The sequence below is a fragment of the Halomonas alkaliantarctica genome (assembly GCF_029854215.1).
GTDB lineage: Bacteria > Pseudomonadota > Gammaproteobacteria > Pseudomonadales > Halomonadaceae > Vreelandella > Vreelandella alkaliantarctica_A.
Genome location: NZ_CP122961.1, coordinates 2,485,300 through 2,509,502 on the forward strand (window position 1 = coordinate 2,485,300; position 24,203 = coordinate 2,509,502).

22 protein-coding genes and 1 riboswitch are annotated in these 24,203 nt (G+C 56.5%); of the genes, 10 read left to right on the forward strand and 12 right to left on the reverse strand.

The genetic code is table 11. The annotated features are described in order from the left end of the window. Window positions 1-46: 46 nt before the first annotated feature. From QEN58_RS11410 to cobT, 8 genes are all read right to left on the reverse strand, one after another. Entirely contained in the window at window positions 47-1,867 is a 1,821-nt protein-coding gene (locus tag QEN58_RS11410) for a TonB-dependent receptor domain-containing protein (RefSeq protein ID WP_280103784.1), read from the reverse strand. Window positions 1,868-2,012: 145 nt separating this feature from the next. Then, window positions 2,013-2,247: riboswitch (cobalamin riboswitch) on the reverse strand. A gap of 70 nt (window positions 2,248-2,317) precedes the next feature. Beyond that, window positions 2,318-2,743, reverse strand: coding sequence for a bifunctional adenosylcobinamide kinase/adenosylcobinamide-phosphate guanylyltransferase (locus tag QEN58_RS11415; protein ID WP_280103785.1), 426 nt, complete (start codon window positions 2,741-2,743; stop codon window positions 2,318-2,320). Beyond that, window positions 2,695-3,348 (reverse strand): histidine phosphatase family protein, encoded by a 654-nt coding sequence (locus QEN58_RS11420; RefSeq protein WP_280103786.1) that lies wholly within the window; start codon window positions 3,346-3,348, stop codon window positions 2,695-2,697. The genes QEN58_RS11415 and QEN58_RS11420 overlap by 49 nt, the downstream gene beginning before the upstream one ends. After that, on the reverse strand, window positions 3,285-4,055 hold the full coding sequence (gene cobS / locus QEN58_RS11425; RefSeq protein WP_280106928.1) for an adenosylcobinamide-GDP ribazoletransferase: 771 nt from the start codon (window positions 4,053-4,055) through the stop codon (window positions 3,285-3,287). The genes QEN58_RS11420 and cobS overlap by 64 nt, the downstream gene beginning before the upstream one ends. Beyond that, a complete protein-coding gene (locus tag QEN58_RS11430; protein WP_280103787.1) occupies window positions 4,052-4,633 on the reverse strand; it encodes a bifunctional adenosylcobinamide kinase/adenosylcobinamide-phosphate guanylyltransferase in 582 nt (193 codons plus the stop codon). The genes cobS and QEN58_RS11430 overlap by 4 nt, the downstream gene beginning before the upstream one ends. Further along, complete coding sequence (gene cobD, locus QEN58_RS11435; RefSeq protein WP_280103788.1) at window positions 4,630-5,751, reverse strand: threonine-phosphate decarboxylase CobD; 1,122 nt, start codon at window positions 5,749-5,751, stop codon at window positions 4,630-4,632. Before cobD ends, QEN58_RS11430 begins: the two co-directional genes overlap by 4 nt. Next, the gene (gene cbiB, locus QEN58_RS11440) at window positions 5,748-6,752 is read right to left on the reverse strand and encodes an adenosylcobinamide-phosphate synthase CbiB (RefSeq protein WP_280103789.1); all 1,005 of its coding nucleotides are present in this window, start codon (window positions 6,750-6,752) and stop codon (window positions 5,748-5,750) included. The genes cobD and cbiB overlap by 4 nt, the downstream gene beginning before the upstream one ends. After that, the gene (gene cobT / locus QEN58_RS11445) at window positions 6,749-7,798 is read right to left on the reverse strand and encodes a nicotinate-nucleotide--dimethylbenzimidazole phosphoribosyltransferase (RefSeq protein ID WP_280103790.1); all 1,050 of its coding nucleotides are present in this window, start codon (window positions 7,796-7,798) and stop codon (window positions 6,749-6,751) included. The genes cbiB and cobT overlap by 4 nt, the downstream gene beginning before the upstream one ends. A 281-nt stretch (window positions 7,799-8,079) precedes the next feature. Between cobT and edd the strand changes: the two genes are divergently transcribed. The 9 genes from edd to QEN58_RS11490 all read left to right on the forward strand — a co-directional run bounded on the left by edd (window position 8,080) and on the right by QEN58_RS11490 (window position 17,508). Further along, window positions 8,080-9,969 carry a phosphogluconate dehydratase gene (edd, locus tag QEN58_RS11450; protein ID WP_280103791.1) on the forward strand — a complete coding sequence of 630 codons (1,890 nt, stop codon included), beginning with the start codon at window positions 8,080-8,082 and terminating at the stop codon, window positions 9,967-9,969. After that, a complete protein-coding gene (gene glk, locus QEN58_RS11455) occupies window positions 9,969-10,934 on the forward strand; it encodes a glucokinase (RefSeq protein WP_280103792.1) in 966 nt (321 codons plus the stop codon). The genes edd and glk overlap by 1 nt, the downstream gene beginning before the upstream one ends. A gap of 60 nt (window positions 10,935-10,994) precedes the next feature. Further along, the gene (locus QEN58_RS11460; protein ID WP_280103793.1) at window positions 10,995-11,864 is read left to right on the forward strand and encodes an aldo/keto reductase; all 870 of its coding nucleotides are present in this window, start codon (window positions 10,995-10,997) and stop codon (window positions 11,862-11,864) included. A gap of 66 nt (window positions 11,865-11,930) precedes the next feature. Then, on the forward strand, window positions 11,931-12,878 hold the full coding sequence (locus QEN58_RS11465) for a carbohydrate kinase family protein (protein ID WP_280103794.1): 948 nt from the start codon (window positions 11,931-11,933) through the stop codon (window positions 12,876-12,878). 181 nt (window positions 12,879-13,059) lie between these two features. Then, window positions 13,060-13,779, forward strand: a complete 720-nt coding sequence (locus QEN58_RS11470; RefSeq protein WP_280103795.1) for a FadR/GntR family transcriptional regulator — start codon at window positions 13,060-13,062, stop codon at window positions 13,777-13,779. 43 nt (window positions 13,780-13,822) lie between these two features. Further along, the gene (gene dgoD, locus QEN58_RS11475; RefSeq protein ID WP_159176947.1) at window positions 13,823-14,971 is read left to right on the forward strand and encodes a galactonate dehydratase; all 1,149 of its coding nucleotides are present in this window, start codon (window positions 13,823-13,825) and stop codon (window positions 14,969-14,971) included. Between the two features lie 18 nt (window positions 14,972-14,989). Next, window positions 14,990-15,961: a 2-dehydro-3-deoxygalactonokinase gene (locus tag QEN58_RS11480; protein WP_280103796.1), complete on the forward strand. Its 972-nt coding sequence runs from the start codon at window positions 14,990-14,992 to the stop codon at window positions 15,959-15,961. Between the two features lie 30 nt (window positions 15,962-15,991). Then, the gene (locus QEN58_RS11485) at window positions 15,992-16,597 is read left to right on the forward strand and encodes a 2-dehydro-3-deoxy-6-phosphogalactonate aldolase (RefSeq protein ID WP_280103797.1); all 606 of its coding nucleotides are present in this window, start codon (window positions 15,992-15,994) and stop codon (window positions 16,595-16,597) included. Window positions 16,598-16,611: 14 nt separating this feature from the next. Further along, window positions 16,612-17,508 carry an SMP-30/gluconolactonase/LRE family protein gene (locus QEN58_RS11490; RefSeq protein WP_280103798.1) on the forward strand — a complete coding sequence of 299 codons (897 nt, stop codon included), beginning with the start codon at window positions 16,612-16,614 and terminating at the stop codon, window positions 17,506-17,508. Window positions 17,509-17,648: 140 nt separating this feature from the next. On the opposite strand, the gene QEN58_RS11495 is transcribed toward QEN58_RS11490, so the two are convergent. From QEN58_RS11495 to zwf, 4 genes are all read right to left on the reverse strand, one after another. Further along, a complete protein-coding gene (locus tag QEN58_RS11495) occupies window positions 17,649-19,244 on the reverse strand; it encodes a solute:sodium symporter family transporter (protein WP_280103799.1) in 1,596 nt (531 codons plus the stop codon). 272 nt (window positions 19,245-19,516) lie between these two features. Next, a complete protein-coding gene (locus QEN58_RS11500) occupies window positions 19,517-20,179 on the reverse strand; it encodes a bifunctional 4-hydroxy-2-oxoglutarate aldolase/2-dehydro-3-deoxy-phosphogluconate aldolase (RefSeq protein ID WP_280103800.1) in 663 nt (220 codons plus the stop codon). A gap of 44 nt (window positions 20,180-20,223) precedes the next feature. Continuing rightward, the gene (gene pgl, locus QEN58_RS11505; RefSeq protein WP_280103801.1) at window positions 20,224-20,889 is read right to left on the reverse strand and encodes a 6-phosphogluconolactonase; all 666 of its coding nucleotides are present in this window, start codon (window positions 20,887-20,889) and stop codon (window positions 20,224-20,226) included. 1 nt (window position 20,890) lies between these two features. After that, the gene (gene zwf, locus QEN58_RS11510) at window positions 20,891-22,396 is read right to left on the reverse strand and encodes a glucose-6-phosphate dehydrogenase (protein WP_280103802.1); all 1,506 of its coding nucleotides are present in this window, start codon (window positions 22,394-22,396) and stop codon (window positions 20,891-20,893) included. A gap of 289 nt (window positions 22,397-22,685) precedes the next feature. On the opposite strand from zwf, the gene QEN58_RS11515 reads away from it, so the two are divergent. Beyond that, a complete protein-coding gene (locus QEN58_RS11515) occupies window positions 22,686-24,176 on the forward strand; it encodes a TrkH family potassium uptake protein (protein ID WP_280103803.1) in 1,491 nt (496 codons plus the stop codon). Window positions 24,177-24,203 lie beyond the last annotated feature (27 nt).

Sequence of the window (24,203 nt, forward strand, 5' to 3'; positions counted from 1 at the left end):
TAGCAACAGCGCGAGGCCCAGGGCCCCGCGCGCTAAACCACTTTTCCTATTGGCCAAAGTGAACACTCAAGAACCCTGCTCGGCCGGCGTTGATGTAATCACGGGTAGTTGAATACTCTTTATCAAAGGCATTTTCTAGCGTAACACGAGCCGTCCAGAGCGGCGCAAACTGCCAGCCAGCGCGCAGGTTAACCAGCCCATAGCCATTCAAACGCTCGGTATTGGCGGCATCATCGTAGCGGTGATTCTGCGCCACTAATGAGCCACCCAGCGACCAATCGCCAAGCTCTCGGTCTGCATCCAAGCGCACACTCTGGGTAGCACGGCGGGCTAATCGATTGCCGGTTTCCTGGTCCTCCGGATCCAGGTAGGTAAAGGCGGCCTGCAGTGTCCAGTCGTTAACCTCGACGCCGCTCGAAAGTTCGGCACCGCGTATGCGCGCGCTGTTAACGTTTTGCGGCGCCCATAACCCGCTTGGCGTCGGTGCCCAGGCAATCAGGTCATCGTAGTCGTTTTGGAAGGCGGCCAAGTCCCAGAACCACTGATTGTATTGGCCGCGAACGCCCACCTCGACGGTTTCAGAGGTTTCCGGATTGAGATCAGGGTTACCCGAATTTGGCCAATAAAGGTCATTAAAGCTCGGTGCTTTAAATGCAGTGCCCACACTGGCACGCAGTGTGTGGTAATTATCCAGCTCGTAACCCAGCGCCAGGCTGCCGGTGACTTCATCGCCGTAAGCGTCGTTGTCGTCGTAACGCAAGCTTGCTTGAATGGCGAACGGAGAGAAGTCGAGCAGACCTTGGGTAAATACAGCGGTGTTATCTCGACTGGTGACATCAAAATCATTGGTGCTTGAAACGCGGTCTTCGCTGATTTCTGCCCCAGCGATTAATTCATGAGGGCCAAACTGAATATTATTCTGCCAGCGCGCGGTTTGCGTGCGGGTATCAATGACCGAGCTACCGAAATTATCGACTGTGTCGAGTTCATCGCGGGCTTCGCTAAGGGTCAATCGACTCTGCCAGGTATCGGTAACTGGCAGCTCGCCGTAAATACCCGCTACCTGCTGGACGAAGTCATTCTCACCGCCATCATATTCGTTGTGACCGCGAGCACGCAGCGCCAGCACGCCGACTTCAGCACCACTCTCAAAGGTATGCGACACCCGCGCAAGTGCAGAGGTGTTGTCGTAGCCTTTGTCTTCACCCCCCCTGCGAATCGGCTGGCCGTCGGTATTGAAATGACTACCGGCAAAGCTGTAGCGCGTGCCTCCCTCGCGGCCAGAAACACCTGCGCTTATTCGCTGAGTATTAAATGAACCACCACCGACTGAAATTCTGGGTTGCGGACCCTCTTCATCACCATCAGGCGTAAAGAGTTGAATAACGCCGCCCACCGCATCGGCGCCGTAAAGGCTACCACGCGGCCCACGCACGATTTCCGCACGGTCAAACATACGTGGGTCTAAATACTGGAATGCTGCCCCACCCGCCGTGGCGGAGCGCAGACGAATGCCATCAATCAATAGCACGGAGGCATCGCTGGGCGCACCACGCAGGTAAACGCTGCTGCTTTTTCCAAAGCTGCCGTTGCTAGTGACATCAACGCCCGGCTGGCCGCGCAGAAGATCCGTCAGGCTGGTGGGGTCTTGATTGCGAAACGTAGCCTCATCTAAGACAGTAACGGATGAGAGGCTTTCGTTGGCGGTAAGGGGCGCTAACGCAGCAGTCACGACGACAGGATCTAGCGCGGCTAAGTCGGTCGTCGCTTCAGCATATTGGGCCTGGGCAGAAAAGGAGATGGCTAGCGGTAACGCAGCCATACAAAACGCCGCCTGTTTGGCGGTCGTGTGGAAACGGTGATTCATGTGGGATCCCTTGCTCGTCGTGCTCACCCGCACAACGCAGTTTTTTTGACCGAACGCAGGGAAAAACAAGGGAGTAACGATAGCGTTGCGCCACCGTTCACTGCCCTAAGAACGCCCTCCGCGCCTCGGCATGGTTTGGTTCAGTCAGAACCATTACTCTCGGGCCGGTCTCCGGGCTGACGAGCGAAAGATGTCTCTAGCAAGCAGAGTCACTCTTTTCCGAACGACCACCTTCCCGTGCGTGAGCACAGTGGCGTATTGGCCGTTCTTATCTCGATCACCGTTGCGGGGGCAGCGTTGGAATCACGCAAGGCGTTCACCAACTTCCCGTTTCACTAGCGGCTTTATCCACCGCTAGCACCTGAGAGTGGGCGTAAACTAGCAACTTGCCAAAGGGAGGTCAATTGAATTGGGGTGGGAGGTAAGCCGCTCAAGAAAGCCCGCCAGTGGCTATTTGAGCGGCATCACTAACCCATGCCGGACATACCACACCTGTTCAGCTTGAGCGGTGGCGTCTTGGGTGAACCAGCCATTGAGATCACGCAGGCGGCGCTGTCCGGACTGCATGGGCACAATCCCACGGCCCACTTCGCTAGCAATGATGATTAACGGCGCGTTTAGCTCGTCGGCGCGCTGGTCGAGTGCAGCTATATCGTTCTGCCACTGCTGGCGCAGGGCATCGTTATCTTCACGCTCAAGAGCAGCGCAAAGCCACTCAAGCACGCCGGTAATAACCAACGGCGTATTGGCTACCAGCGCTTGTTGGCTATCGCTGAAGGGCCTATCAGTATTCAGACGCCACCCGTTTGCAGTGGGAAAGCGTGCGGCTACGGCGTCGCGTTTACCAGCGCAGGCACCGCCGATGAAGAGCTGCATTGCCATTCCCCTTTTCCATGTTCGTCTTGCTGATAGATAAGCTGCCAGCGCCTGCCTTGGGCCTGAAGCACGGTACCGTCCCAGAAGTGAATCGTCTCAAAACGGCGCCGTAGCTCGCGAATCACACCGCCATGGGTGACGGCCAGAATCTTTTTATGGCCATCGGCGCGAGCATTGACCGCTAGGTCATGTAGCCAAGCGTCTAACCGCTCACGCAATTGGGCCGCCGATTCACCGCCGGGAATTTGCAGCTCGCCCACGCTATCGATCCAGGCTCGGTAGTGAGGCAAATCTTTTAGCTCGTCGTAAACCTTGCCTTCGTACTCGCCAAAATCAAGCTCGCGCAGGCGTTGTTCAAGTACAAGCGGCACGCTGGCTTTGGCTACTTCAGCCCACTCCAGGGTTTGCTGGCAGCGGTTAAGATCACTTGAGTAGATAGCATCGAACCGTTCACCCGCCAGCGCGTCACGCAGTGCCAGCAGCCCATCTTCAGCCTCGGGAAACAGCAGCGGAATATCCTGTTGGCCTTGATAACGGCGCTCTAAATTCCAAGCGGTGATACCGTGGCGAACTGCCACCAGCTCCACAGTAAGATCAGTAGCCAAAGCTCTCCTCCTTCAATGGTGGCGCCTACCATATCGCCGTTAATCCCGTTAAACAGTCGCAGCATTAGCCAGCGCATTAGTACAACAAAAACCATCACCGTTAGCATCATCAACACTAGTGCGGGTGATAGCAGCGCTATCAACGCCAGCGGTATCAATGCCAGCGCCACATCTTGAACGCTAAGCGACTGCTGCCAGCTCCACGCCAAGCCCTGCTGTTTGGCGCAGGGAGTCAGCACCAGCAACGCCACACCTGCCCAGCGCCCAAGCGCAGGGACGACTAATAGCCACCAGAGAGGCGCCTGGTAAGCCAGTAGCGCCCACACCAGCACAGCCTTCCAGGCGAGCAGAAACACCAGCGCGAGCATTCCGAAGCTGCCGATTTGCGGGTCTTTCATGATTTCCCAACGGCGCGCCAATGGCTGATTGCTGCCTAACGCATCGGCGATATCCATTACGCCGTCCAAATGCAGCCCACCCGAGAGCGCCACCCATACGCTTAGTACCGCCAAAGCTGTGATCGGCGTGGGAACGTTATGCATGGCAAACGCTGTTAGCGCTAGCACGCTACCGATCATCAACCCCACGAACGGATAGGCGCGTACTGCCCAGCGGCGGGTATCGGGCGTCCAAGGGCAGGCAATAGGAATGGGGATGCGGGTAAGAAATTGCAGCGCCAGCAAGACACCGAACAAGGCATTTTTCAAACGCTTGCCTCCTTGCCATGTTTCCACTGCTCATCCTTCCACGTCAGTACGCTGCCTGCGACGATCTCGAGTACTGTGTCAGCCTCTGCCGCTAGCCAGCGGTGGGCGCGCTGGAGAAACGCCAGATAGCGCCATGTCTCCAGATCGGTAGGCGGCAGCGCTTCGTTGATATCGTTGGAGACAATCACCAAATGCACGCTGCGTGCTCGGGCATCAGCCAGTGCGTTTGCCAGCAACGCTAAGCCTTCTTCTTCGCATAGTTCTTCGCTTAGCTCGCTGGCATACAAGACCTGACTGGCCCAGAGGGTTAGGCAGTCCAGCAGCACGGCGCTACCGTTGGGTACCTTGGCAATCGCTTGATCAATTCGTAGCGGTGCCTCAATGGTTTTCCACTGCACGTTCTGCCACTGCTCTTGTCTGGATTGACGGTGGCGAGCCACTCGTTCGGCCATCTCGTCGTCGTACACGTCGGCGGTGGCTAAGTAGTAACAGGGCGAACTGCCCGCTGCACTCACTGCTCGCAGCTCGGCTATCTCGCTTTTGCCCGAGCGCGCCCCACCGCTAACGAAGTCAATCATGCCGTTCCTTTTTCCAACACATTTTTCAACACGCTTATCAGCCGTCGATTGGCAGGGGCATCGCGCAGCGCCACACGCAGCCAATCACCATTGAGCCCGGCAAAATTGTGGGTATGACGAACCAAAATACCCTGGCGTAGCAGCTGCTCAAACAGCGCATCACTGTTAATTTCATGCTTTGCGCCAGGCCGGATAAGAAAAAAACACGCGTGGCTGGGCACGACTTCTAATCTTAACTCAGTAAGCGCTTGAGCCATACGCGGACGCTCGCTGGCCAGCCACCGCTGGGTGCGCCGGGCAAAGGCATCATCCGCCAGTAACGGCGCTACCAGTTCAGCTGCAAGGTGATTAACGCTCCAGGGTGGCTGGTGGGCCTGGGCCGCTTGAACAGTCGCGGTATCCGCTAGCAGGTAGCCCAGCCGAAGCCCTGGCAGGGTATAAAACTTGGTCATGGAGTGGAGCAGCATCAGATGCGGATAGCGCGCCAATATCGGCGCCAGCGAGGCCTGCTGTGGCGTCTCACCCAACATGTCGATAAAGGCTTCGTCGACCACAACGCGGCAACCAATTGCAGCGGTGTAATTCAACAAGGCCTCCATTGCAGGAATATCGATTAGCGTCCCGGTAGGATTATTGGGGCGGCATAGAAACAGCACATCGATGTCGCTTAACGCTGCCAGTAGCGAGTCATCGTCCAGCGTAAAGTGCGGCGCGGGCAGCGCGATCTCGCTGATTGAAAGCCGATGGGCGCGACAAGCACGGGCATACTCGCCAAAGCTTGGGGTAATAATCGCCGCGCGCTTACCCGCATGCAGCGCGGCGGCGAGGAAAATAGCCTCAGCGCCGCCGTTGGTCAGCAGCACCTGGTCGGGCTGAAGCTGATGATGAGTGGCGATGGCCTGACGAGCAGCTGAATAATCAGGCGCGGGATAGCGTTCAAGACCTGTCAGCTGTTTTGCTAACCAATCGCTAACCCACGCTGGTGGCCCCAAGGGATTGAGGTTGGCGCTAAAATCGTCCAGGCGTTGATCGGCGGGCAAACCGAAGTGGGCTAATAGCGCATCCGCTTGGCCGCCATGCCTGGGCCATGGAGCGTTGGGCAATAGAGGAGTACTCATAGCGATCCTCGCAGCATAAACATCAGTCCAGCTATTACCCCAGCAAGCAGCAACATAAACAGTATCCAGGCACCGTGCATTAAACGAAGTGTGGTGCTGATATGGGCAACACGCAGCTGTTCAAGCGGCTCACCCAAGGTCGCACGGTGTGAGGCCTCGCCTGCATAGAAATTGGTGCCGCCCAGCTGCACGCCGAGCAAACGGGCCACCACGGCCTCTGGCCAACCGGCGTTGGGGCTGGGGTGACGCGGCGCATCCCGGAAGGTGCCCCGCAGTGCCCCTTGCCAGCGCAATCGTACAACACCTGAAAGGCTTAATAGCAAACCTGCGAGCCATAGGCACAGCGCGGTCAAACGTGCGGGCACCCAGTTAGCCACATCGTCCAACTTGGCGGAGGCATAACCAAAATCAGCATAGCGCTGGTTTTTATAACCTACCATCGAATCCAGGGTATTAACCGCCTTATACGCCAGCGCTAGTGGCGCCCCGCCGATAATCGCAAAAAACAACGGCGCGGTAATGCCGTCAACGGTATTCTCCGCCACGGTTTCCACCGTACCCCGGGTAATCTCCGCTTCGTCTAGATTTTGCGTATCGCGGCCGACAATCATCCCCAGTGCCTTGCGGGCAGCAGGCAAATCGCCTTGAGTAAGCGGTTGGATCACGGCGCGGGCCGCATCGCCCAGGCCTTTGATCGCCAGCGTAGTAGAGAGCAGCCAAAGCTCGGCGATCAGCGCTAACCCTGGGTGCAAGCGTCCCAGCAGCGCCAGCGCTAGCCAGCTAATCCCCCCTACGCCGCCGACGACAATAGTGGTTAGCAGAAAGCCACTAACTCGGCGCTGCTGCGCCGTGCCACGATTCCACAGCCGCTCAAAAGCGCTGATAAAGCGCCCGATCAACACCACCGGGTGCGGTATTGAGCGCGGATCGCCAACCACTAAATCAATAGCGATCGCGAAGATGAGCAGAACAATACCGCCAAAAGTGGCGCCTGGGATCATGGTGATGCCTTATCGCTAACACCGGCATCGGTAAAGGTTGCCATTTCTGCCATCATTGCTGCCGCTGCTTGCAACAAAGGGTATGCCAGCGCTGCACCACTGCCTTCGCCTAGCCGCATGCCCATATCGAGCAGCGGCTTGGCCTCCAGCGCTTTTAACGCCACATCGTGGCCTGGCTCCTGGGAGCGATGGCCAAAAATCAGATAGCCACGCACGGCGGGGCACATTCGGCAGGCGGTGAGCGCGGCGACGGTGGCAATAAAGCCGTCCACAATGACGGGTAAACGCTGGGCCGCTGCGGCCAAATAAGCGCCGGCCATAGCGGCAATCTCCAGGCCGCCTAGATTTGCCAGCACCTCTAAAGGGGCCAGCGGGTCAGCGTTGCGCGCAGCGATAGCGCGTTCAATCACCGCCACTTTGTGCGTTTGCTGCTGGGGGTTAATACCCGTTCCCGCGCCCACCACGCGGGCAACCGGCTCACCCGTTAGTAGCGATAATACCGCGCTGCTAGCAGTCGTATTGGCAATGCCCATTTCACCCACAACAATGCACTTTGCGCCCGCCCTCTTTGCTCGTTCCACGGCCTCCACGCCCACATTAATAGCCTCAATGGCTTCAGCCGATTGCATCGTGTCTTCATATACCATATTGGCGGTGCCGTGGCGCACCTTGGCAGAGGTCACCCCAGGCAGCGTTAAGGGCGTAGCTACGCCCACATCCACGATCTCGACCTGCGCGCCTATCTGACGGGCAAAGACATTAATCGCCGCCCCACCGTTAGCAAAGTTGGCCACCATCTGGGCGGTCACTGCTTGAGGAAAGGCAGATACCCCTTCTGCGGCAACGCCATGATCGGCGGCAAACACAATCACCGCAGGCGGCGTTACGCTGGGCTTGAGCTCACCGGTGATGGCGCTCAGTTGAATAGCCAACTCTTCCAAGGCACCCAAACTACCTGGTGGCTTGGTCAGCGTATCCAAGTAGCGGCGCGTATCTTCACCGGCATTGAGATCAACTGACTGAATGTGGTCAACAATGGCGTGCATGCAGGCTCCAGCTCACTAGGGGTCATCAAACATTCAAAGGCAAAGCGCAAAATGGTAGCAAAAGCCTGGGTGCTATACTTGCTATTTCATTAGCGGGTCTTCCACCCTGTCAGGATGCTAAGGCTTTATTTAGATATTTCGCGTGGCGTATTTGCCACCTTATATTCGAGTAATAAAACTACAAATGTGGTTTTTATTGCCGTAAAGTCTCTTATATCGACGCCAAAAAATGTAAAATAACTACAAGCTTCACTCACCGTCTCTATCATGCAGAGGTCCCTATGCCGAGCTCAACACCCGCCACTTTAAACCCCACCGTTGCTGAGGTTACCCAGCGCATTCGTGAGCGTTCTGCTGAGCGTCGCGCCCTCTACGAGCGGCGCATGGCTGACCAGCACAAACGTGGCGTGCACCGTGCTGAGCTAAGCTGTGGCAACCTAGCCCACGGTTTTGCGGCCTGTAACCCGCGTGATAAGAACGAACTCAAGCTGATGAACAGCGCCAACCTGGGCATTATCTCGTCTTACAACGATATGCTCTCGGCGCACCAGCCGTTTGAGACGTTTCCTGAAACGATTAAAGCAGCCGCCAGTGCCATGGGCTCAACCGCCCAGTTTGCCGGTGGTGTGCCTGCCATGTGCGACGGTGTGACGCAAGGCCAGCCGGGCATGGAGCTATCACTGTTTTCTCGCGATGTGATTGCCATGTCCGCGGCCGTTGGCCTCTCGCACAATATGTTTGATGCTGCCCTTTATCTGGGCGTATGCGACAAGATAATTCCAGGCCTATTCATCGCTGCCGCACGCTTTGGTCATCTGCCCGCCATGTTTGTCCCCGCGGGCCCAATGCCCAGCGGTCTGCCGAACAAAGAGAAGGCGCGCGTCCGTCAACTCTACGCAGAAGGTAAAGTGGGCCGCGCCGAGCTGCTTGAAGCTGAGTCGGAGTCCTACCACAGCCCCGGCACCTGCACCTTCTACGGCACCGCCAATTCCAACCAGCTAATGATGGAGGTGATGGGCCTACACCTGCCCGGCACTTCTTTTGTAAACCCTGGCACCGAAATGCGCGAAGCACTGACCCGCTACGCCACCGAGCAGGCCATCCGTAACACCGAACCCGGCGGCGACTACCGCCCGTTCTTTAAACAGATTGATGAGCGCGCGATTGTTAACGCCGTGGTGGGCTTGCTGGCTTCCGGTGGTTCAACCAACCATACGATGCACCTGATCGCCATGGCCGCCGCTGCGGGCATTACCCTGAACTGGGATGACTTCACCGACCTTTCGGCGGTTACTCCCAGCCTGATGCAGGTTTACCCTAACGGCCAGGCGGATATCAACCACTTCCAGGCCGCGGGCGGCATGAGCTACCTGTTCCGCGAGTTGCTGGGTGCAGGCTTGATTCACGGCGATATCCCCACCGTGTTTGGCACTGACCTAACCGCCTACACCCAGGAGCCGTTCCTGGAAGATGGCAAAGTCGTCTGGCATGAAGGCCCCGAAAAAAGTCTTGATGAAGACGTGCTGCGCCCCGTCGCCACGCCCTTTGCACCGACGGGTGGCTTGACCGTCATGAAAGGCAACCTGGGCCGCGGGGTGATCAAAGTCTCTGCGGTGACGGAAGAGCATCGCGTGGTAGAAGCGCCCGTGAAGATCTTCGAAGATCAAAACGAAATGAAGGCCTCCTTCGAATCCGGCGAGCTGGATCGCGACGTGATTGTGGTGGTTCGCTTCCAGGGCCCCAAAGCCAACGGCATGCCCGAGCTGCATAAGCTAACCCCCTTCTTGGGCGTGCTACAGGATCGTGGCTTTAAAGTGGCATTGGTTACAGATGGACGCATGTCGGGTGCATCAGGCAAAGTACCTGCGTCCATTCACATGAGCCCTGAAGCCCTGGACGGCGGCCCGCTGGCCAAACTGCGCGATGGCGATATTATACGCCTGGATGCCAACGCGGGTACGCTCGAAGCCAAAGTCGACCCCGCCACCTGGGCTAAGCGGGAACTGGCCATCGGTAACCTGGATCACTACCACGTGGGCTTGGGTCGCGAGCTATTTGGCGGCTTCCGCCATCTGGCCATGCGTGGCGAAGAAGGCGCTGGGGTGTTTGGCGGATTTGAAGCCGATGATCTCGCCCGTCAGCAGGGGCAAATCTCAGAAGAGGATGCCTGATGCGACCGGCCCTTATCGGCGATATCGGGGGAACCAACGCACGCTTGGCGCTGGTTTCTCCCGGTGAAACAACCCCATACGATATTTTGAACCTACCCTGCGCCGACTATCCTGGTGTTGTAGAAGCGGTTCAAGACTACTTGAATCGCGTGGGTGCCACCGGTGAAAACGCACCTCAAGAGGCGTGCTTGGCCTTCGCCTGCCCTGTTCACGCCGAGCGGGTGAAAATGACCAACAACCACTGGGATTTTTTGAAAAGCGACGTTCAGCAATCGTTGAATCTATCGCTATTCAAAGTGATCAACGACTTTACCGCCCAGGCGCTGGGCGTTCCCCATGTGGCAGCCAGTGATTTGGTCGAGGTTCAGCCGGGTCAAACCCAGGCGCACTCCACACGCTTAATCATTGGCCCAGGCACAGGGCTGGGCGTTGCCGGGGTGTTTCCTGGGCAACACGCCTGGATTCCGCTACCCACCGAAGGCGGTCACGTCACCTTTGCCCCCACGGATAGTACCGAGCGGGCACTGCTGGATGTATTTCTGCAGCGTCACAAACGGGTGAGCGTAGAACGCATCTTATGCGGTCAAGGCTTACTGGAGCTTTACCAAGCCCACTGCTCTCTTGAGGGAATCAAGCCAAGCCTCAACAGCCCTGCAGAGGTGACTTCAGCGGCCAATGAAGGCGATAGCCTTGCCACCGCTGCCCTGCTGCGCTTTCTAAAAATTCTTGGCGATGTGTGCGGTGACGCCACCTTAACCATAGGCGCACGAGGCGGGGTTTATCTATGCGGCGGCATTCTCCCGCGCCTGCTGGAATGGCTGCCGAAGAGTGAACTGCGCGCTGCTTTTGTCGATAAAGGCCGTATGGGCGCTTATAACGCTGATATCCCCGTATGGGTAGTGACCGCCCCCTGGACCGGCCTGCTAGGTGCCGCCGAAGCACTGCATAACGAAGAAGTTTTCTGATCACAATTTCTAGCAACTTTTTTTAATAACATTCCTAACAATATCAATATGGAATCTGCTATGCCCGCCGCCACCTTTGATGTGCCATTTCTTCTCGGCATGATGCGTCTGCACGAATCGCCCGCCATGCACGACCCCGAAGTGTTGGCTGACTGGATCGAAGCACGCCTGGAACAGGGCCTTAACTGGTTTGACCATGCTGATATCTACGGCAACGGCCAAGGAGAGACCCTTTTTGGCGCCGCGCTCCGGGCGCGCCCAGTCCTGGCTCAGCGGGTCAATATAGTGACCAAAGCAAGTATCGCCAACGACAACCCCGAACCCGGCTCGGGTAAGGTAAAGCACTACAACGCTAGCCCTGCTTATCTTAATAGCGCCATTGATGCCTCGCTGGCGCGTTTAAATGTCGAACGCCTCGATCATTTCCTGATCCACCGCCCCGATCTGCTGATGAACGCAGAAGCGACTGGCCGCGCCCTGGACGATGCCATTGAAGCAGGCAAAATTGGCGCGGCAGGGGTTTCCAACCATCTACCCAGCCAGTGGCGGCGCTTGCAAGGCGCCATGCATCACCGCTTATCAGCCAACCAGATCGAACTATCGATTGCCCATACAACGCCGCTGTTTGACGGCAGCTTTGATGAGCTATGTGCCGATGGCCACGCACCGATGGCGTGGTCGCCACTGGCAGGCGGGAAACTGATGCAAGGCGCCGCTGGCAACTGTTTGGCAAAGTGGGCAACGGAGCTTGATAGCTCCCCTAGTGCTTTAGCGCTGGCATGGCTACGTAGCCTTCCCAATTTGCCGATAGCGGTGATTGGCAGTGTTAAGCCTGAGCGAATCAGCGACATGCTCAAAGGCCCTGCCACGCTGCCCCGTGAAGTGTGGTATGAATTGCTTGAAGCTGCCCGGGGCCACTGCGTGGCATAAGGCTATTTTGTATAAAACGACGCGGTACAAAACAACTATTACGTTAATGACACTAAGGAGCCACTTATGACACCAGTTATTGCGTTTGGCGAAGCCCTGGTTGATATGCTCTCCAGCCGTTTAGGGGGAGCTTCAGATGCTCAGGAAACCTTTACGCCCTACGCCGGTGGCGCTCCCGCTAACGTGGCAGTCGCCTGCGCTCGCTTGGGCGTACCTAGTCAATTTCTAGGCATGGTGGGCGACGATACGTTCGGGCATTTTTTGGTGCGTGAACTCAAAAGCCACGGTGTAGACACCAGCGGCGTGGTATTTACCCAAGAAGCCCGCACGGCGCTGGCGTTCGTTTCCCGGGATGACGTGGGCGAACGCACCTTTGATTTCTATCGCCCGCCCGCTGCTGACCTGCTTTATCGCCTTGAGCATTTACCCCATGGCGTATTCGAGAACCCTGCCATTCTGCACTTGTGCAGTAACAGCCTGACCGACCCAGAGATCGCCGACGTTACCCTGGCGATGGCCACCATGGCCAAGCGCGCCGGCTGCCTGGTCAGTGTCGATGCCAACCTACGCCACAACCTGTGGCCCGACGGCGAAGCCGATGCCAGCTTAGTCACACAGCTGCTAGACGGCGCTGAGCTACTCAAGCTCTCCCAGGAAGAACTCGACTACTTGCGCGCCGATCATCCTGCAGAATCGTGGCTTTCAGAGCGGCTGGCGGCAGGGGTAAAAGTTATTTTGATTACTGACGGCCCCAATGATGTCGTACTCAAAGGTGTCGGTATCGACCAGCGAATTGCGCCACCCAAAGTGGAAGCGGTCGATACCACCGCGGGAGGCGACGCCTTTATTGGCGGCCTGCTGGCGGAGCTCTCGGCCCACGGCATCGATGAAGACTGGCAGAGCGATACCGTTTTCCTACTCCGCGCGGTGGATACCGCCAGCCGCTGCGGCGCCCACGCCGTTACTCGGCCAGGCGCTTACGCAGCGCTGCCAACGCGAGCGGATATTGGCTAAACAAGTAAAGCTATAACCCATTAACAAATGGCGCGCCCGACACAGGCGCGCTTTTTTTATGCTTCTTAGGGGTCGACTCGTCGCCAATCTAATTCGGACTTATGTCTAAAGCGGCTCGCTTGTGGAAATGTCAGACATTTAATAGACTAGGGTTAATCCAATAAAGAACAAGAGATGACCGATGACGCTGGACGCTCTGCCGCCCCACCAGGGTGGCGCTGAACAGTTAGCGCGTTTGCTCGCCCAGGCTCTGCTGGCAGGCCATTGGCAGCCAGGTGATGTTTTCCCCCGTGAGCTGGATATCGGCAAACACTTTGCCGTTAGCCGCAACCAAGTGCGTAACGCACTCACCAGCCTCACCGCTGCGGGCTTATTAGAGCGCACTGCGGGCCGCGGCACGCTGGTCCGCGAGATGGGCGATTGGCATCTACTCGACCCACTGATGAGCGAATGGATGACCGGGCTAGTCGACCTTGATCCGCAGTTGGTCAGGGCTATTTACGCCTTTCGTTTTTCTGCTGAACCGGTGGTCGCAGGGCTCGCTGCCCAGGCAGCCCAGGCTGAAGACATAGAACGTCTGGAGAGCGCCTTTGCAGGCATGGAGAGCAGCGCAGGTAGTGTTGAAGCGCGTGCTGAGCATGCCGAGTACGACGTCGCCTTTCACGACGCCACCTACCGGGCCAGCCACAATTTAGTCTGGCGGCAAATGGGCCACTTACTGCGCCCTTCGATCATGGCGCTGATACACCGCTCGCAACACCGCACGGACACCCTTGATGACAGTCTCGCGCTCCACCGCCAGGTACTTGACGCGATCCGCAACCGCGATGCCAGCGCCGCAGAATCTGCCGCAAGAGAAGTGCTGCGCCGCACGGCCATCGACCTTGGCATCGTCAGCTGACAATTACGCAATGAATACTTCCTATTCAGAAGGATGACCGAACATGAAAATTACCAAACTCAAGACTTGGCAAGTTCCCCCGCGCTGGCTGTTCCTAAAAATAGAGACTGACGAAGGCTGCTACGGCTGGGGTGAACCGGTGATTGAAGGCCGCGCGGCCACCGTTGAAGCCGCCGTGCACGAGCTCTCTGACTACTTGATCGGCCAGGATCCACACCGCATTGAGCATCTTTGGAACATCATGTATCGCGCCGGTTTTTATCGTGGTGGCCCTATTCTGATGAGTGCGATTGCCGGTATTGACCAGGCGCTGTGGGATCTTAAAGGTCGCGACCTGGGTGTGCCCGTTCACCAGCTGTTAGGCGGTGCCGTGCGCGACAAAATGCGCATGTATGCCTGGACCGGTGGCGACCGCCCAAGCGACGTAGGCGCTGGCGCCAAAGCGCTGGTCGACAAAGGCTTCACGGCCTTTAAAATGAACGGCACCCCCGAAATGCAAATCGTCGATTCACACCGCAAGGTCGACGAAGCAGTCGCCCGTGTAGCCGAAGCCCGCAACGCCGTTGGGCCAGATGTAGGCATCGGCATCGACTTTCATGGCCGCGTGCACCGCCCCATGGCCAAAGCGCTGCTGCGCGAGCTGGAACCCTTTCACCCCATGTTTGTGGAAGAGCCGGTCGCCCCCGAACATCTGCCCTGCTTGAAAGATATCGCCGGTGGTTTGGGCTACCCATTGGCAACTGGCGAGCGGCTGCATACCCGCTTCCAGTTCCGCGATTTGCTGGCCGACGGCATGATCGACATTATCCAGCCGGATATTTCCCACTGCGGCGGAATCAGCGAAGGTCTCAAAATCGCCGCCCTGGCCTCCGCTTATGACGTCGCCTTAGCGCCCCACTGCCCGCTCGGCCCGTTAACCCTGGCCGCCTCTTTACAGCTGGATGCGGTCAGCCACAACGCCTTTATCCAAGAACAGAGCATGGGCATCCACTACAACCAGGGTAACGACGTCCTCGATTACCTGGTCGATAAATCCGCCCTCGCCATTGAAGACGGCTTCTGCGCCATTCCCCAGGGCCCAGGCCTTGGTGTCGAGATCAACGAAGAATTCGTTGAGGAGCGTGCCAAGGTGGGCCACCGCTGGCGCAACCCGGTCTGGACTCATGAAGATGGCTCTATTGCGGAGTGGTAAGCCATGGGATTAACCGAGATGAGCGAAACACCTGACATTGCAGACCAATTAACCTGGATTGCCGTTGACTGGGGCTCCAGCAACCTGCGTGCCTGGGGGCTGGATCAACACGACCAGGTGATTGCCCAAGCCAGTAGCGACAAGGGCATGCTGTCGCTAAAGGCCGACGAGTACGAAGCCGAGCTGCTGCGACTGGTGGGCGATTGGTTGCCCGCCTTTGGCCGGACGGATGTGATGGTGTGCGGTATGGCGGGCGCTCGCCAGGGCTGGTTGGAAGCCGCCTATTTACCGGTACCCACGCCGCTTGACCAGCTTAGCCAAGGCGCAGTAATGCCAACGCTTACGGGTGATCGGCTACGTGTTTACCTGCTGCCTGGTTTAAGCCAAAGCCGCAGTACCGCGACTCACTTTGATGTGATGCGCGGCGAAGAGACCCAGTTGGCAGGGCTCGTCGCTGATGCGCCAGATTTTACTGGCCTAGTCTGCCTACCCGGCACTCACTCCAAATGGGCAACCCTGGAAGCGGGCGCGGTGAACGGATTTTCGACCTACCTGACCGGCGAGCTTTACCAGCTATTGGCCAACCAATCGGTCTTGCGCCACTCAATCGGTAGCGATGAGTTTCAAGACCCCGCTTGCCGTGAGGCGTTTGTTTCGGCAGTTAGTGAGCTCTACACGGCGCCCGAAACCTTTAGTAGCCGCCTGTTCGGCCTACGCGCGCAAGATTTGCTCGATGGCCAGCTACCAGCGGGCGATACGCGTGGCGCCGTACTGGCGGCCAGGCTCTCAGGGCTCGCCATTGGCCTTGAGCTTGCTGGTGCCTGTCGTGACTGCCCTACCGATAAGCCGATCATGCTGATTGGCAACCAAGCCCTGAGTCAGCGCTATATGCTGGCGCTCAATACGATCGGCTATCAGACGCAGCATATGAATGGCGACTCTGCCGTGCTGGCAGGTCTATGCCTTGCCCACCGTGCGCTCAAGGCCTAACGCCACTAACTATTAAAGGGGAGATTTGCTATGTCGCTGCCACTGATTGGTATTTTACGCGGTGTAACGCCCGATGAGGCCGTGGATATCGCGGAAGCGGTGCTGGCCGCAGGCATCACCCAGATTGAAGTACCGCTTAACTCACCCAACCCTTTGGAGAGCATTCGCCGCTTGGTAGACGCATTTGGTGAGCGCGCGGTCATTGGTGCAGGTACGGTACTCACCCCGGCGCAGGTGCGTGACGTTCATGCTGCTGGTGGGCGCTTAATCGTTTCTCCCAACTGTCGGCCAGCGGTGATTGAAGAAACGCATAATCTCGGCATGGCTAGCTGGCCGGGTATTGTGACGCCTTCAGAAGCCTTCGACGCGCTGGATGCAGGCGCCACCGGGCTTAAACTCTTCCCTGCGGTGCAGGTAGGCTTAGAAGGAATGAAAGCGGTACGTGCGGTCCTACCGGCAGGCACGCTTTTGTATGCCGTCGGCGGCGCTGGCGTCGATAACTTCGCCGAATGGCGCGCAGCGGGTGTCGATGGTGCAGGTCTGGGCAGTGCATTATACAAACCGGGCCAAAGCGCTTCTCAGGTAGGCAAACAGGCACAAGCTCTAGTCGATGCTTGGCTAGCAGGAGAACAATAAGGAGAACAAGCACAATGAATACAGACACGAGTGTTCCAACGTGGCAGGCCGAGTTAGCGGTCGATTGCCGCTGCACCCTGGGTGAAGGCCCGCAGTGGGATGCCAGAAATCAGCGCCTTTATTGGTGCGACATTCTGGAAAAACAGCTGCACTGGCTCTCCCCCGCCAGCGGGGAAAGCGGCCACTATCAGCTTGATCATCGGGTGTCGCTGGCAGCGCCCGTTGACGATGGTGGCCTATTGTTAGTCGGTGAAGACCGTTTAAGCCGCTTCGACCCAAGCAGCGGCAGTATCGAAAAGCTGAGTGATTTCGAGGCCGATAACCCTATCACCCGCAGCAATGACGCGCGCATTGATCGCCACGGCAGCCTATGGCTTTCCAGCATGGGTAAAAGCGCCGAAAGAAACGCAGGAAGCCTTTACCGCCTGCATCGCGGTGAGCTATCGCGGCTGCGTTCAGGCCTAACGATTCCCAATGCCATCTGCTTCTCCGCAGATGGCGAATTCGCGTGGTTTACCGATACCGTGACAGGTGTGGTGATGCGCTGGGAGCTGGATAGCGAGGGCTGGCCACAAGGTGAGCCGCAGCCTTGGGCGGACTTTTTCTCCAGCCAAGGCAATCCGGATGGTGCGGTGATGGATAGCGAAGGCTGCCTATGGCTAGCGCTGTGGGGAGCTGGGCAGGTCGTGCGCTTAGACCACAACGGCGAAATAATAGGTCGCGTTGAGCTACCGGTCAGCCAACCCTCCTGCCCGGCATTTGCAGGCCCTGATCTGAAAACGCTGTATATCACCACGGCGCAAGAGGGCTTCAGTGCTAAGCAGCTTGCCCAGGAGCCCACCGCAGGTTCGCTTTATGTGGTCGAGACCGGCATTAAAGGGTTGGCCGAGCTGCCGCTGCGCCTAAAATAGACTGTTGTCATTGTCCCAAGCGAACCCTCTGTCATTGCGAGCAAAACGAAGCAAGCTCGGCGGATCTGCTACCGAAAGTTGAGATTGCCGCGTCGCTGCGCTCCTCGCAACGACGCGGCCTCGTTCCCGACAATCCCAGCTTAGCCAGCAAAGCTTATATACATAACGATGACTAACACGACCAAGACGATACCGGCGGGTACTGCGCCTTTCCAGGGGGTTAGATCCACATCGCCGCTGTGCTGCTGAATCCAGTCGGTTTCCCTTGGGCGCACCTTGCCGATGATCAGCATCACGACGACCAACAGCACAAACACCAGCGCCACGAAGTGGAACTCGTGCATGATCTGCGGTAGCAGCGTAAACGGTGGCACAAAGTATCCGGCAGCAATCAACAAGCAGCCGCCCACCAGGGCGATTTTGGCCGCCATAGGCGGAACACGTTTGGTTAGCAGCCCGACCAGCACTACGGCAAGAATCGGAATAAAGTAGATCGCGTTCATCTTCTGCAGGTAACCAAACAGGCTCTCCTGACCTGCCAGCAGTGGCGCAATAATCATGGTGATGATGGCCATGATCCAGCCAAACACCTTACCCGATTTAACCACCTGCTCTTCAGTCGCCTCTTTGTTCAGCACCCCTTTATAGATGCCCAGACTGAAAATCGTGGTGGTACTGTTTAGCGCCGAGTTAAACGACGACAGAATCGCACCGACCATAACGGCAGCGAAAAACCCGGTGAGATACGGCGGCAGTACGTTAAACACCAAGTGGCCGTAGGCCTCGTCAGCACGCACGCCCTGATCGGCATAAAGGTGATAAGCAATGATGCCCGGCAGCACGAGATACAGCGGGCCTAGCAGTTTAAACAGACCGGTCAGCAGTACGCCCTTCTGGCCTTCGGCGAGGTTTTTGGCTGCAAAGGTACGCTGAATAATCTGCTGGTTGGTGCTCCAGTAGAACAGGTTAATCAGGAAAACGCCGGTAAACAGGGTAAAGAACGGCACCTGCTGATCAGGACCGCCAATCGAATTAAGCTTATCCGGGTCAGCCTCTTTGAGGATACTCCAACCTTCCATAATACCGCTGCCGTCACTCACGGCCTGGAGGCCGAAATAGACGATCACGAAACCACCGATCAGGAGGCCAACACCGTTGAGCGTGTCGGAAACTGCCACCGTGCGCAGGCCACCAAACAGGGCATAAACGGAACCGATAATGCCGACGACCCACACCGTTAGCCAAAGTAGCGTCGTCGAAGACTCAATGCCGGTTAATCCCTGTAGATCGAGCATTCCCTGTAGGCCGATGGCACCTGAATAGAGGATGATCGGTAGCAGGATCACCGCATAAGCAATCAAGAAAATGATATTGGTGATTAGCTGAGTCGTTTTATCGAAACGAATTTCGAGAAGCTGTGGCAGCGTGGCAATACCACTTTTCAAAAACCGCGGAAGGAAGAATAGCGCCAATGCCACTAGGGCGATAACCGCGACCACTTCCCAGGCCATTACGCTCAAACCATCAGAAAAAGCCGCCCCATTGAGCCCCACCATTTGCTCGGTGGAGAGGTTGGTCATCAGCAAAGAGCCGGCAATCAGCGGGAAGGTTAGCGTACGTCCGGCAAGAAAGTAGCCGCTGGTGCTGGAGTGATCATCTCGGCGGGTGATCCGCCAAGTGATAAAGGCGACAAGCCCTGTAAAAAACAGGAAGGACGCCAGGGTCAACGCGTGCATTTTGACTCACCTCATCATCATTGTAAGTGGCACGCACGTTGTTGTATGCGCGTATAGCGAAATGTCAGACAAATCGCGCCATCATTTTAGTTGAGCTTAATATAGCCCGTTATACGCCTTTGGTCTTATATTGAGTCTTATCACTATTGAAGGCGGCGTTAAGGCTATAAAAAAGCCCCAGCGATGTTTTTTTAGAACAAGGAACTGGGGCTATTTTTTAACTCAGCACTGCTTTATAACTCAGCGCTGTGGCCTATCAAGTGATGAAAAAGTTAGTGATGAAAACGCTCCGCTGATTGGCGGGCCAGCTCACGAATGCCATCCCAATCTTCTGCTTCCACCATCGCTTTGGGTGTTAGCCAGGAGCCACCAACGCACATCACATTGGGCAGCGAAAGATAGTCTTCGGCATTATCAACGGTGATACCGCCAGTGGGGCAGAAACGGGCTTCAGGAATCGGCGCGCCGAATGCTTTGATCGCTTTGGCCCCGCCGCTGGATTCCGCCGGGAAAAACTTAAAGCGGCGGTAGCCGTATTGCCAGCCGGTCATCAGCTCAGAAATCGTCGAAACACCCGGCAGCATCGGCACTGGGCTTTCAACGCCGTAGCGATAGAGGGCTTCCGTTGCGCCTGGCGTTACCACAAAGTCAGCGCCAACCTGCTCGGCTTGGCGATATTGCGCGGGTGTTAGCACGGTGCCCACGCCAATGCTGGCACCCGGCAGCGCTGCTTTCATTCGCTTGATGGCGTCCAGGGCGCAGTCGGTACGCAGGGTCACTTCCAGCACGGTTAAGCCGCCTTCCACCAGGGCGCGGCCTAGCGGTACCGCATCTTCCAAGCGCTCAATGGTGATGACCGGAATCACTTCGGCTTTTAAGCAGATGCTATCCAGCTCGGCGGTACGGGTAGAGGGTAACTGTTTGTCGATAGTCATTCGTGAGTCTCCAAGCAATTATTATTGGCTAAGGCAGTTAGCGCTCAAGGCGCCCAATAAATGGCCAATGGGCAGGTTAAAAAGGCACGAATAGGCAGTTGACGTACATCGTCGCCACTTAGTGCCTTGGCCAATACAGCGCGTTTATCATCGCCGGTAATATGCAGAATATGTCGCCGCGCCTGATGCAGGCGATCGGCCGAAAAGGTAATCCGGGGTTGCGGCTGGCTAGGCGTTCGGACCGCCACTAACAGCTCCTCCGTGGCAAGTGCCAGGGTCAATTCAGGGCTGTCGGGAAACAGTGACGCCGTATGACCATCACCGCCCATACCCAGAATCACCACGCTAGCAGGCCACGATAGCGTTTCCGCTTGTTTGGCAACTTCATCAACGCCCTCTTCAGGTGTAGCCGCGCTGCAAGTTAACGGTATAAAAGTGGCCGCCGATGCCTCGCCCTGTAGCAGATGCTCACGCACCAGCTTGGCGTTGCTATCGCTGCTCTGCTCGTCTACCCAACGCTCATCGGCCAGCGTTACATCTACCCGATCCCAGGGCAGCGATTTGGCCGCCAGTGACTTAAAAAAGGGCACCGGCGTAGAGCCACCAGAAACGACCAGCAAGACGCGCTCCTGGTGGTTTAAGTCTTCTTGCAGCCCCTGAAACACGGTTTCGGCAAGCTGCTCGGCCAACTGTTGGCGTGCTTGGCTCATATTAATAATCCTCGTACCAGCTGCGGCCATCCTGGGTAATCATGGCAATAGAAGCGACTGGCCCCCAAGAGCCTGCGGGATAACGGCGCGGCGGCGTGTCGCGTTTTTTCCAGCCATCGATGAGCTGGTCGCACCAACGCCAGGCGTGTTCAATTTCATCGCGACGCACGAACAGGTACTGCTGGCCTTTCATGACTTCGAGCAGCAGGCGCTCGTAAGCATCGGGTATCCGCGATTTGGGAAATGCGCTGTTGAAGTCCAAATGCAGCGGCCCCGGGCGCAGACGCATGCCTTTATCCAAACCGCTATCTTTGGTCAATACTTGCAGGGCAATACCCTCTTCCGGCTGCAGGCGAATAATCAACTTATTAGAGGCGATGCCGCGCTGATCCGGGTCGAAGATATAATGGGGCTGCTGACGGAAGTGAATGACGATCTGCGAGAGCTTCTCCGGCATCCGCTTGCCGGTGCGCAGGTAAAATGGCACCCCCGCCCAGCGCCAGTTGGCGACTTCGGTTTTCATGGCCACAAAGGTTTCGGTCTGGCTCTGGGTATTGGCGCCCTCTTCTTCCAGGTAACCCGGCACCGACTGGCCATCGCTGGTGCCGGCGATATATTGGCCGCGAACCACATCACGGCCAAGCGCCTCGCCCACAAACGGCTTGAGCGCTTTAAGCACCTTCACCTTCTCATCGCGAATGGCGTCGGCATCCAGGTTAGAAGGCGGATCCATGGCGATTAAGCACAGCAGCTGCAGCAAGTGGTTTTGCACCATGTCTCGCAGTTGACCCGCCTGGTCGAAATAACCCCAGCGCCCTTCGATGCCCACTTTTTCGGCAACGGTAATTTCCACATGGGAGATGTTGTTCTGATTCCACTGAGTGCCAAACAGCGGGTTGGCAAAACGCAGCGCAATCAGGTTCTGTACGGTCTCTTTACCTAAATAGTGGTCAATACGGTAAATCCGCGATTCGGGAAATACTTGACCAATGGCGTCGTTAATTTCAATGGATGAGTGCAGGTCGTAGCCGATGGGTTTCTCAACCACCACACGGGACTCATCGTCCAGACTTTTACTGGCCTGAAGGTGACGGCAGATATCGCCATAAATAGGTGCACCAACGGAAAGATAGACCACCATTGGGTGCTGCGAGCCCTTTCGCCACTGCCGAATGGCGTCGTAACCTTCAACGCTGGAAAAATCGAGCTTTAAGTAATCTAGGCGGGCGAGAAAACGCTCAAGGCTCTGCTTATCCTGCTCGCTGCTTTTCAGCCGTTTCTGCAGCGCATCGTTAACCATTTTCCGGAACGATGCAGCGTCGTGTTCATGGCGAGCCAGCCCCAGAATGCGCGTGCTTTCAGGCATTAAGCCTTCGCGATCGAGATGGTATAAGGCAGGAAATAGCTTGCGCATGGCAAGATCACCCAGCGCCCCAAACAACGCTAAATCAATAGCATGGTTCGGATCGCCCAGCGGTGCACCTTGGGAAGCAGTGGACTGGCTCATCGTCGCTCCTATTTATAATTAGGCATCTAATGTAGTTAGATTACCTAAAATCTACCGTAAAGGGGGCATTATACGCAATAATTCATGTAATTTTACTACAAAAATAACCTACATTGAGAACTAGCTGCTTTTAAAACCTACCCTGGCGCCTTTAGTAATAAAAATCGCTGGCGGGCATCGTGGCGTTACGTAAAAAAACATTAATCACGTCTGCATTTTTTACGGACTTTTTATGCATGTGCATGATGTTATAGCGCATATTAAGAATACTAAATGGCGAGCTGGGCTTATGACACCATCCACACCATGGTTTTATCGTAGCAGGAATGTGTATCGCCACTGGGCAGCTGTTTTTAAAATCATCTCAATCCTCTGGGTAGTGCTAGCGCTGTTTATGTTAGTGCCGTTCATCGTACTGCTGTTTGAAAGAGACCCTGATGCGCCCGCCTTCGGTGTTTCCATTCTGATTGTACTTGGCGCCGCAGCGCTGACTTGGTTATTCACCTATCGCGCAGCCCTAGAGTTGAAGCCATGGCAGATGTTTATTCTTACTGCCGCCAGTTGGGTCACCATTAGCTGCTTTGCCAGCCTGCCGCTGGTGCTTGGCGCGCCTCAGTTAACCTTCACCAATGCGGTGTTTGAATCGGTATCGGCGATAACCACGACAGGCTCCACCATTCTGGTCGGTATTGAGCACTTTTCCGATGGATTGAAGCTATGGCGAGGGCTCATGCAGTGGATGGGCGGCATCGGCATTATCGTTATGGGCATTGCCATTTTGCCGTTTCTTAAAGTAGGTGGTATGCGGTTGTTTCACACCGAATCTTCTGACTGGTCGGATAAGGTCATGCCACGCACTGGCGGTATCGCTAAAGCGACGCTAACGATCTATGTCGGCCTTACGCTAGTTGCCATTGGAAGCTATTGGTTTGGCGGCATGACGCTACTGGACGCAACCGTACACGGCATGACATCCCTTTCCACCGGCGGTTTTGCCAATTCTGATGCTTCCTTTGGCGCCTATAGCGAGCAGCCATGGTTACTCTGGATGGCCAGTATTTTCATGCTCAGCGGCGCGCTTCCCTTTGTACTATATATCCGCCTTTTACGCGGGTCGCGTAGCGCCCTATGGAAAGATCAGCAGGTACTCGGGCTGTTAAAGCTCCTAATGGCCACGATTTTGTTACTCAGTGTCTGGCGCATTACCCAAGGTGACCACTGGTTTGAATCGCTGACCCACGTCACCTTTAACATCATTTCAGTGGTGACCACCACAGGCTATGCGTCTGATGACTATAGCCAGTGGGGGTCGCTTCCGGTGGTGGCTTTTTTCTACCTGACCTTTGTGGGCGGCTGTAGCGGCTCTACCAGCGGCGGAATGAAAATCTTCCGCTTTCAAATTGCTTCTTTAATGCTGCTTAACCAGTTGCGTTATCTCATCCATGCCAATGGTGTGTTTACCACTCGCTATAACCAACAGCCGGTCACCAGTGATATCTCACGCAGCGTAGTGGCCTTCTCGTTCTTCTTTTTTATCACTATAGCGGCACTAGCATTGAGCCTTTCCGCCCTGGGGTTGGATTTAGTCACCGCTCTTTCTGGTGCGGCCACCGCCGTCACCAATGTGGGGCCGGGGCTAGGCGATATCATCGGCCCCGCAGGTAATTTTGCCCCACTACCCGACGCGGCGAAGTGGCTGTTATGTATTGGCATGCTGATGGGGCGATTAGAAATACTCACCGTTGTCGTGTTACTGACGCCAATGTTCTGGCGGCGCTAGCCGAACATCTGGAAGGTCGTTCTCGTG

What these genes read in the sequence shown, in the direction of transcription:
- QEN58_RS11460 (WP_280103793.1), top strand. Translation starts at nt 10,995, where the DNA reads ATGCCCGCCGCCACCTTTGATGTGCCATTTCTTCTCGGCATGATGCGT.
- QEN58_RS11480 (WP_280103796.1), top strand. Translation starts at nt 14,990, where the DNA reads ATGAGCGAAACACCTGACATTGCAGACCAATTAACCTGGATTGCCGTT.
- QEN58_RS11515 (WP_280103803.1), top strand. Translation starts at nt 22,686, where the DNA reads ATGACACCATCCACACCATGGTTTTATCGTAGCAGGAATGTGTATCGC.
- QEN58_RS11495 (WP_280103799.1), bottom strand. Translation starts at nt 19,244, where the DNA reads ATGCACGCGTTGACCCTGGCGTCCTTCCTGTTTTTTACAGGGCTTGTC.
- edd (WP_280103791.1), top strand. Translation starts at nt 8,080, where the DNA reads ATGCCGAGCTCAACACCCGCCACTTTAAACCCCACCGTTGCTGAGGTT.
- QEN58_RS11415 (WP_280103785.1), bottom strand. Translation starts at nt 2,743, where the DNA reads ATGCAGCTCTTCATCGGCGGTGCCTGCGCTGGTAAACGCGACGCCGTA.
- QEN58_RS11490 (WP_280103798.1), top strand. Translation starts at nt 16,612, where the DNA reads ATGAATACAGACACGAGTGTTCCAACGTGGCAGGCCGAGTTAGCGGTC.
- QEN58_RS11430 (WP_280103787.1), bottom strand. Translation starts at nt 4,633, where the DNA reads ATGATTGACTTCGTTAGCGGTGGGGCGCGCTCGGGCAAAAGCGAGATA.
- glk (WP_280103792.1), top strand. Translation starts at nt 9,969, where the DNA reads ATGCGACCGGCCCTTATCGGCGATATCGGGGGAACCAACGCACGCTTG.
- cbiB (WP_280103789.1), bottom strand. Translation starts at nt 6,752, where the DNA reads ATGATCCCAGGCGCCACTTTTGGCGGTATTGTTCTGCTCATCTTCGCG.
- dgoD (WP_159176947.1), top strand. Translation starts at nt 13,823, where the DNA reads ATGAAAATTACCAAACTCAAGACTTGGCAAGTTCCCCCGCGCTGGCTG.
- QEN58_RS11485 (WP_280103797.1), top strand. Translation starts at nt 15,992, where the DNA reads ATGTCGCTGCCACTGATTGGTATTTTACGCGGTGTAACGCCCGATGAG.
- QEN58_RS11470 (WP_280103795.1), top strand. Translation starts at nt 13,060, where the DNA reads ATGACGCTGGACGCTCTGCCGCCCCACCAGGGTGGCGCTGAACAGTTA.
- cobT (WP_280103790.1), bottom strand. Translation starts at nt 7,798, where the DNA reads ATGCACGCCATTGTTGACCACATTCAGTCAGTTGATCTCAATGCCGGT.
- QEN58_RS11410 (WP_280103784.1), bottom strand. Translation starts at nt 1,867, where the DNA reads ATGAATCACCGTTTCCACACGACCGCCAAACAGGCGGCGTTTTGTATG.
- pgl (WP_280103801.1), bottom strand. Translation starts at nt 20,889, where the DNA reads ATGAGCCAAGCACGCCAACAGTTGGCCGAGCAGCTTGCCGAAACCGTG.
- cobD (WP_280103788.1), bottom strand. Translation starts at nt 5,751, where the DNA reads ATGAGTACTCCTCTATTGCCCAACGCTCCATGGCCCAGGCATGGCGGC.
- QEN58_RS11465 (WP_280103794.1), top strand. Translation starts at nt 11,931, where the DNA reads ATGACACCAGTTATTGCGTTTGGCGAAGCCCTGGTTGATATGCTCTCC.
- QEN58_RS11500 (WP_280103800.1), bottom strand. Translation starts at nt 20,179, where the DNA reads ATGACTATCGACAAACAGTTACCCTCTACCCGTACCGCCGAGCTGGAT.
- zwf (WP_280103802.1), bottom strand. Translation starts at nt 22,396, where the DNA reads ATGAGCCAGTCCACTGCTTCCCAAGGTGCACCGCTGGGCGATCCGAAC.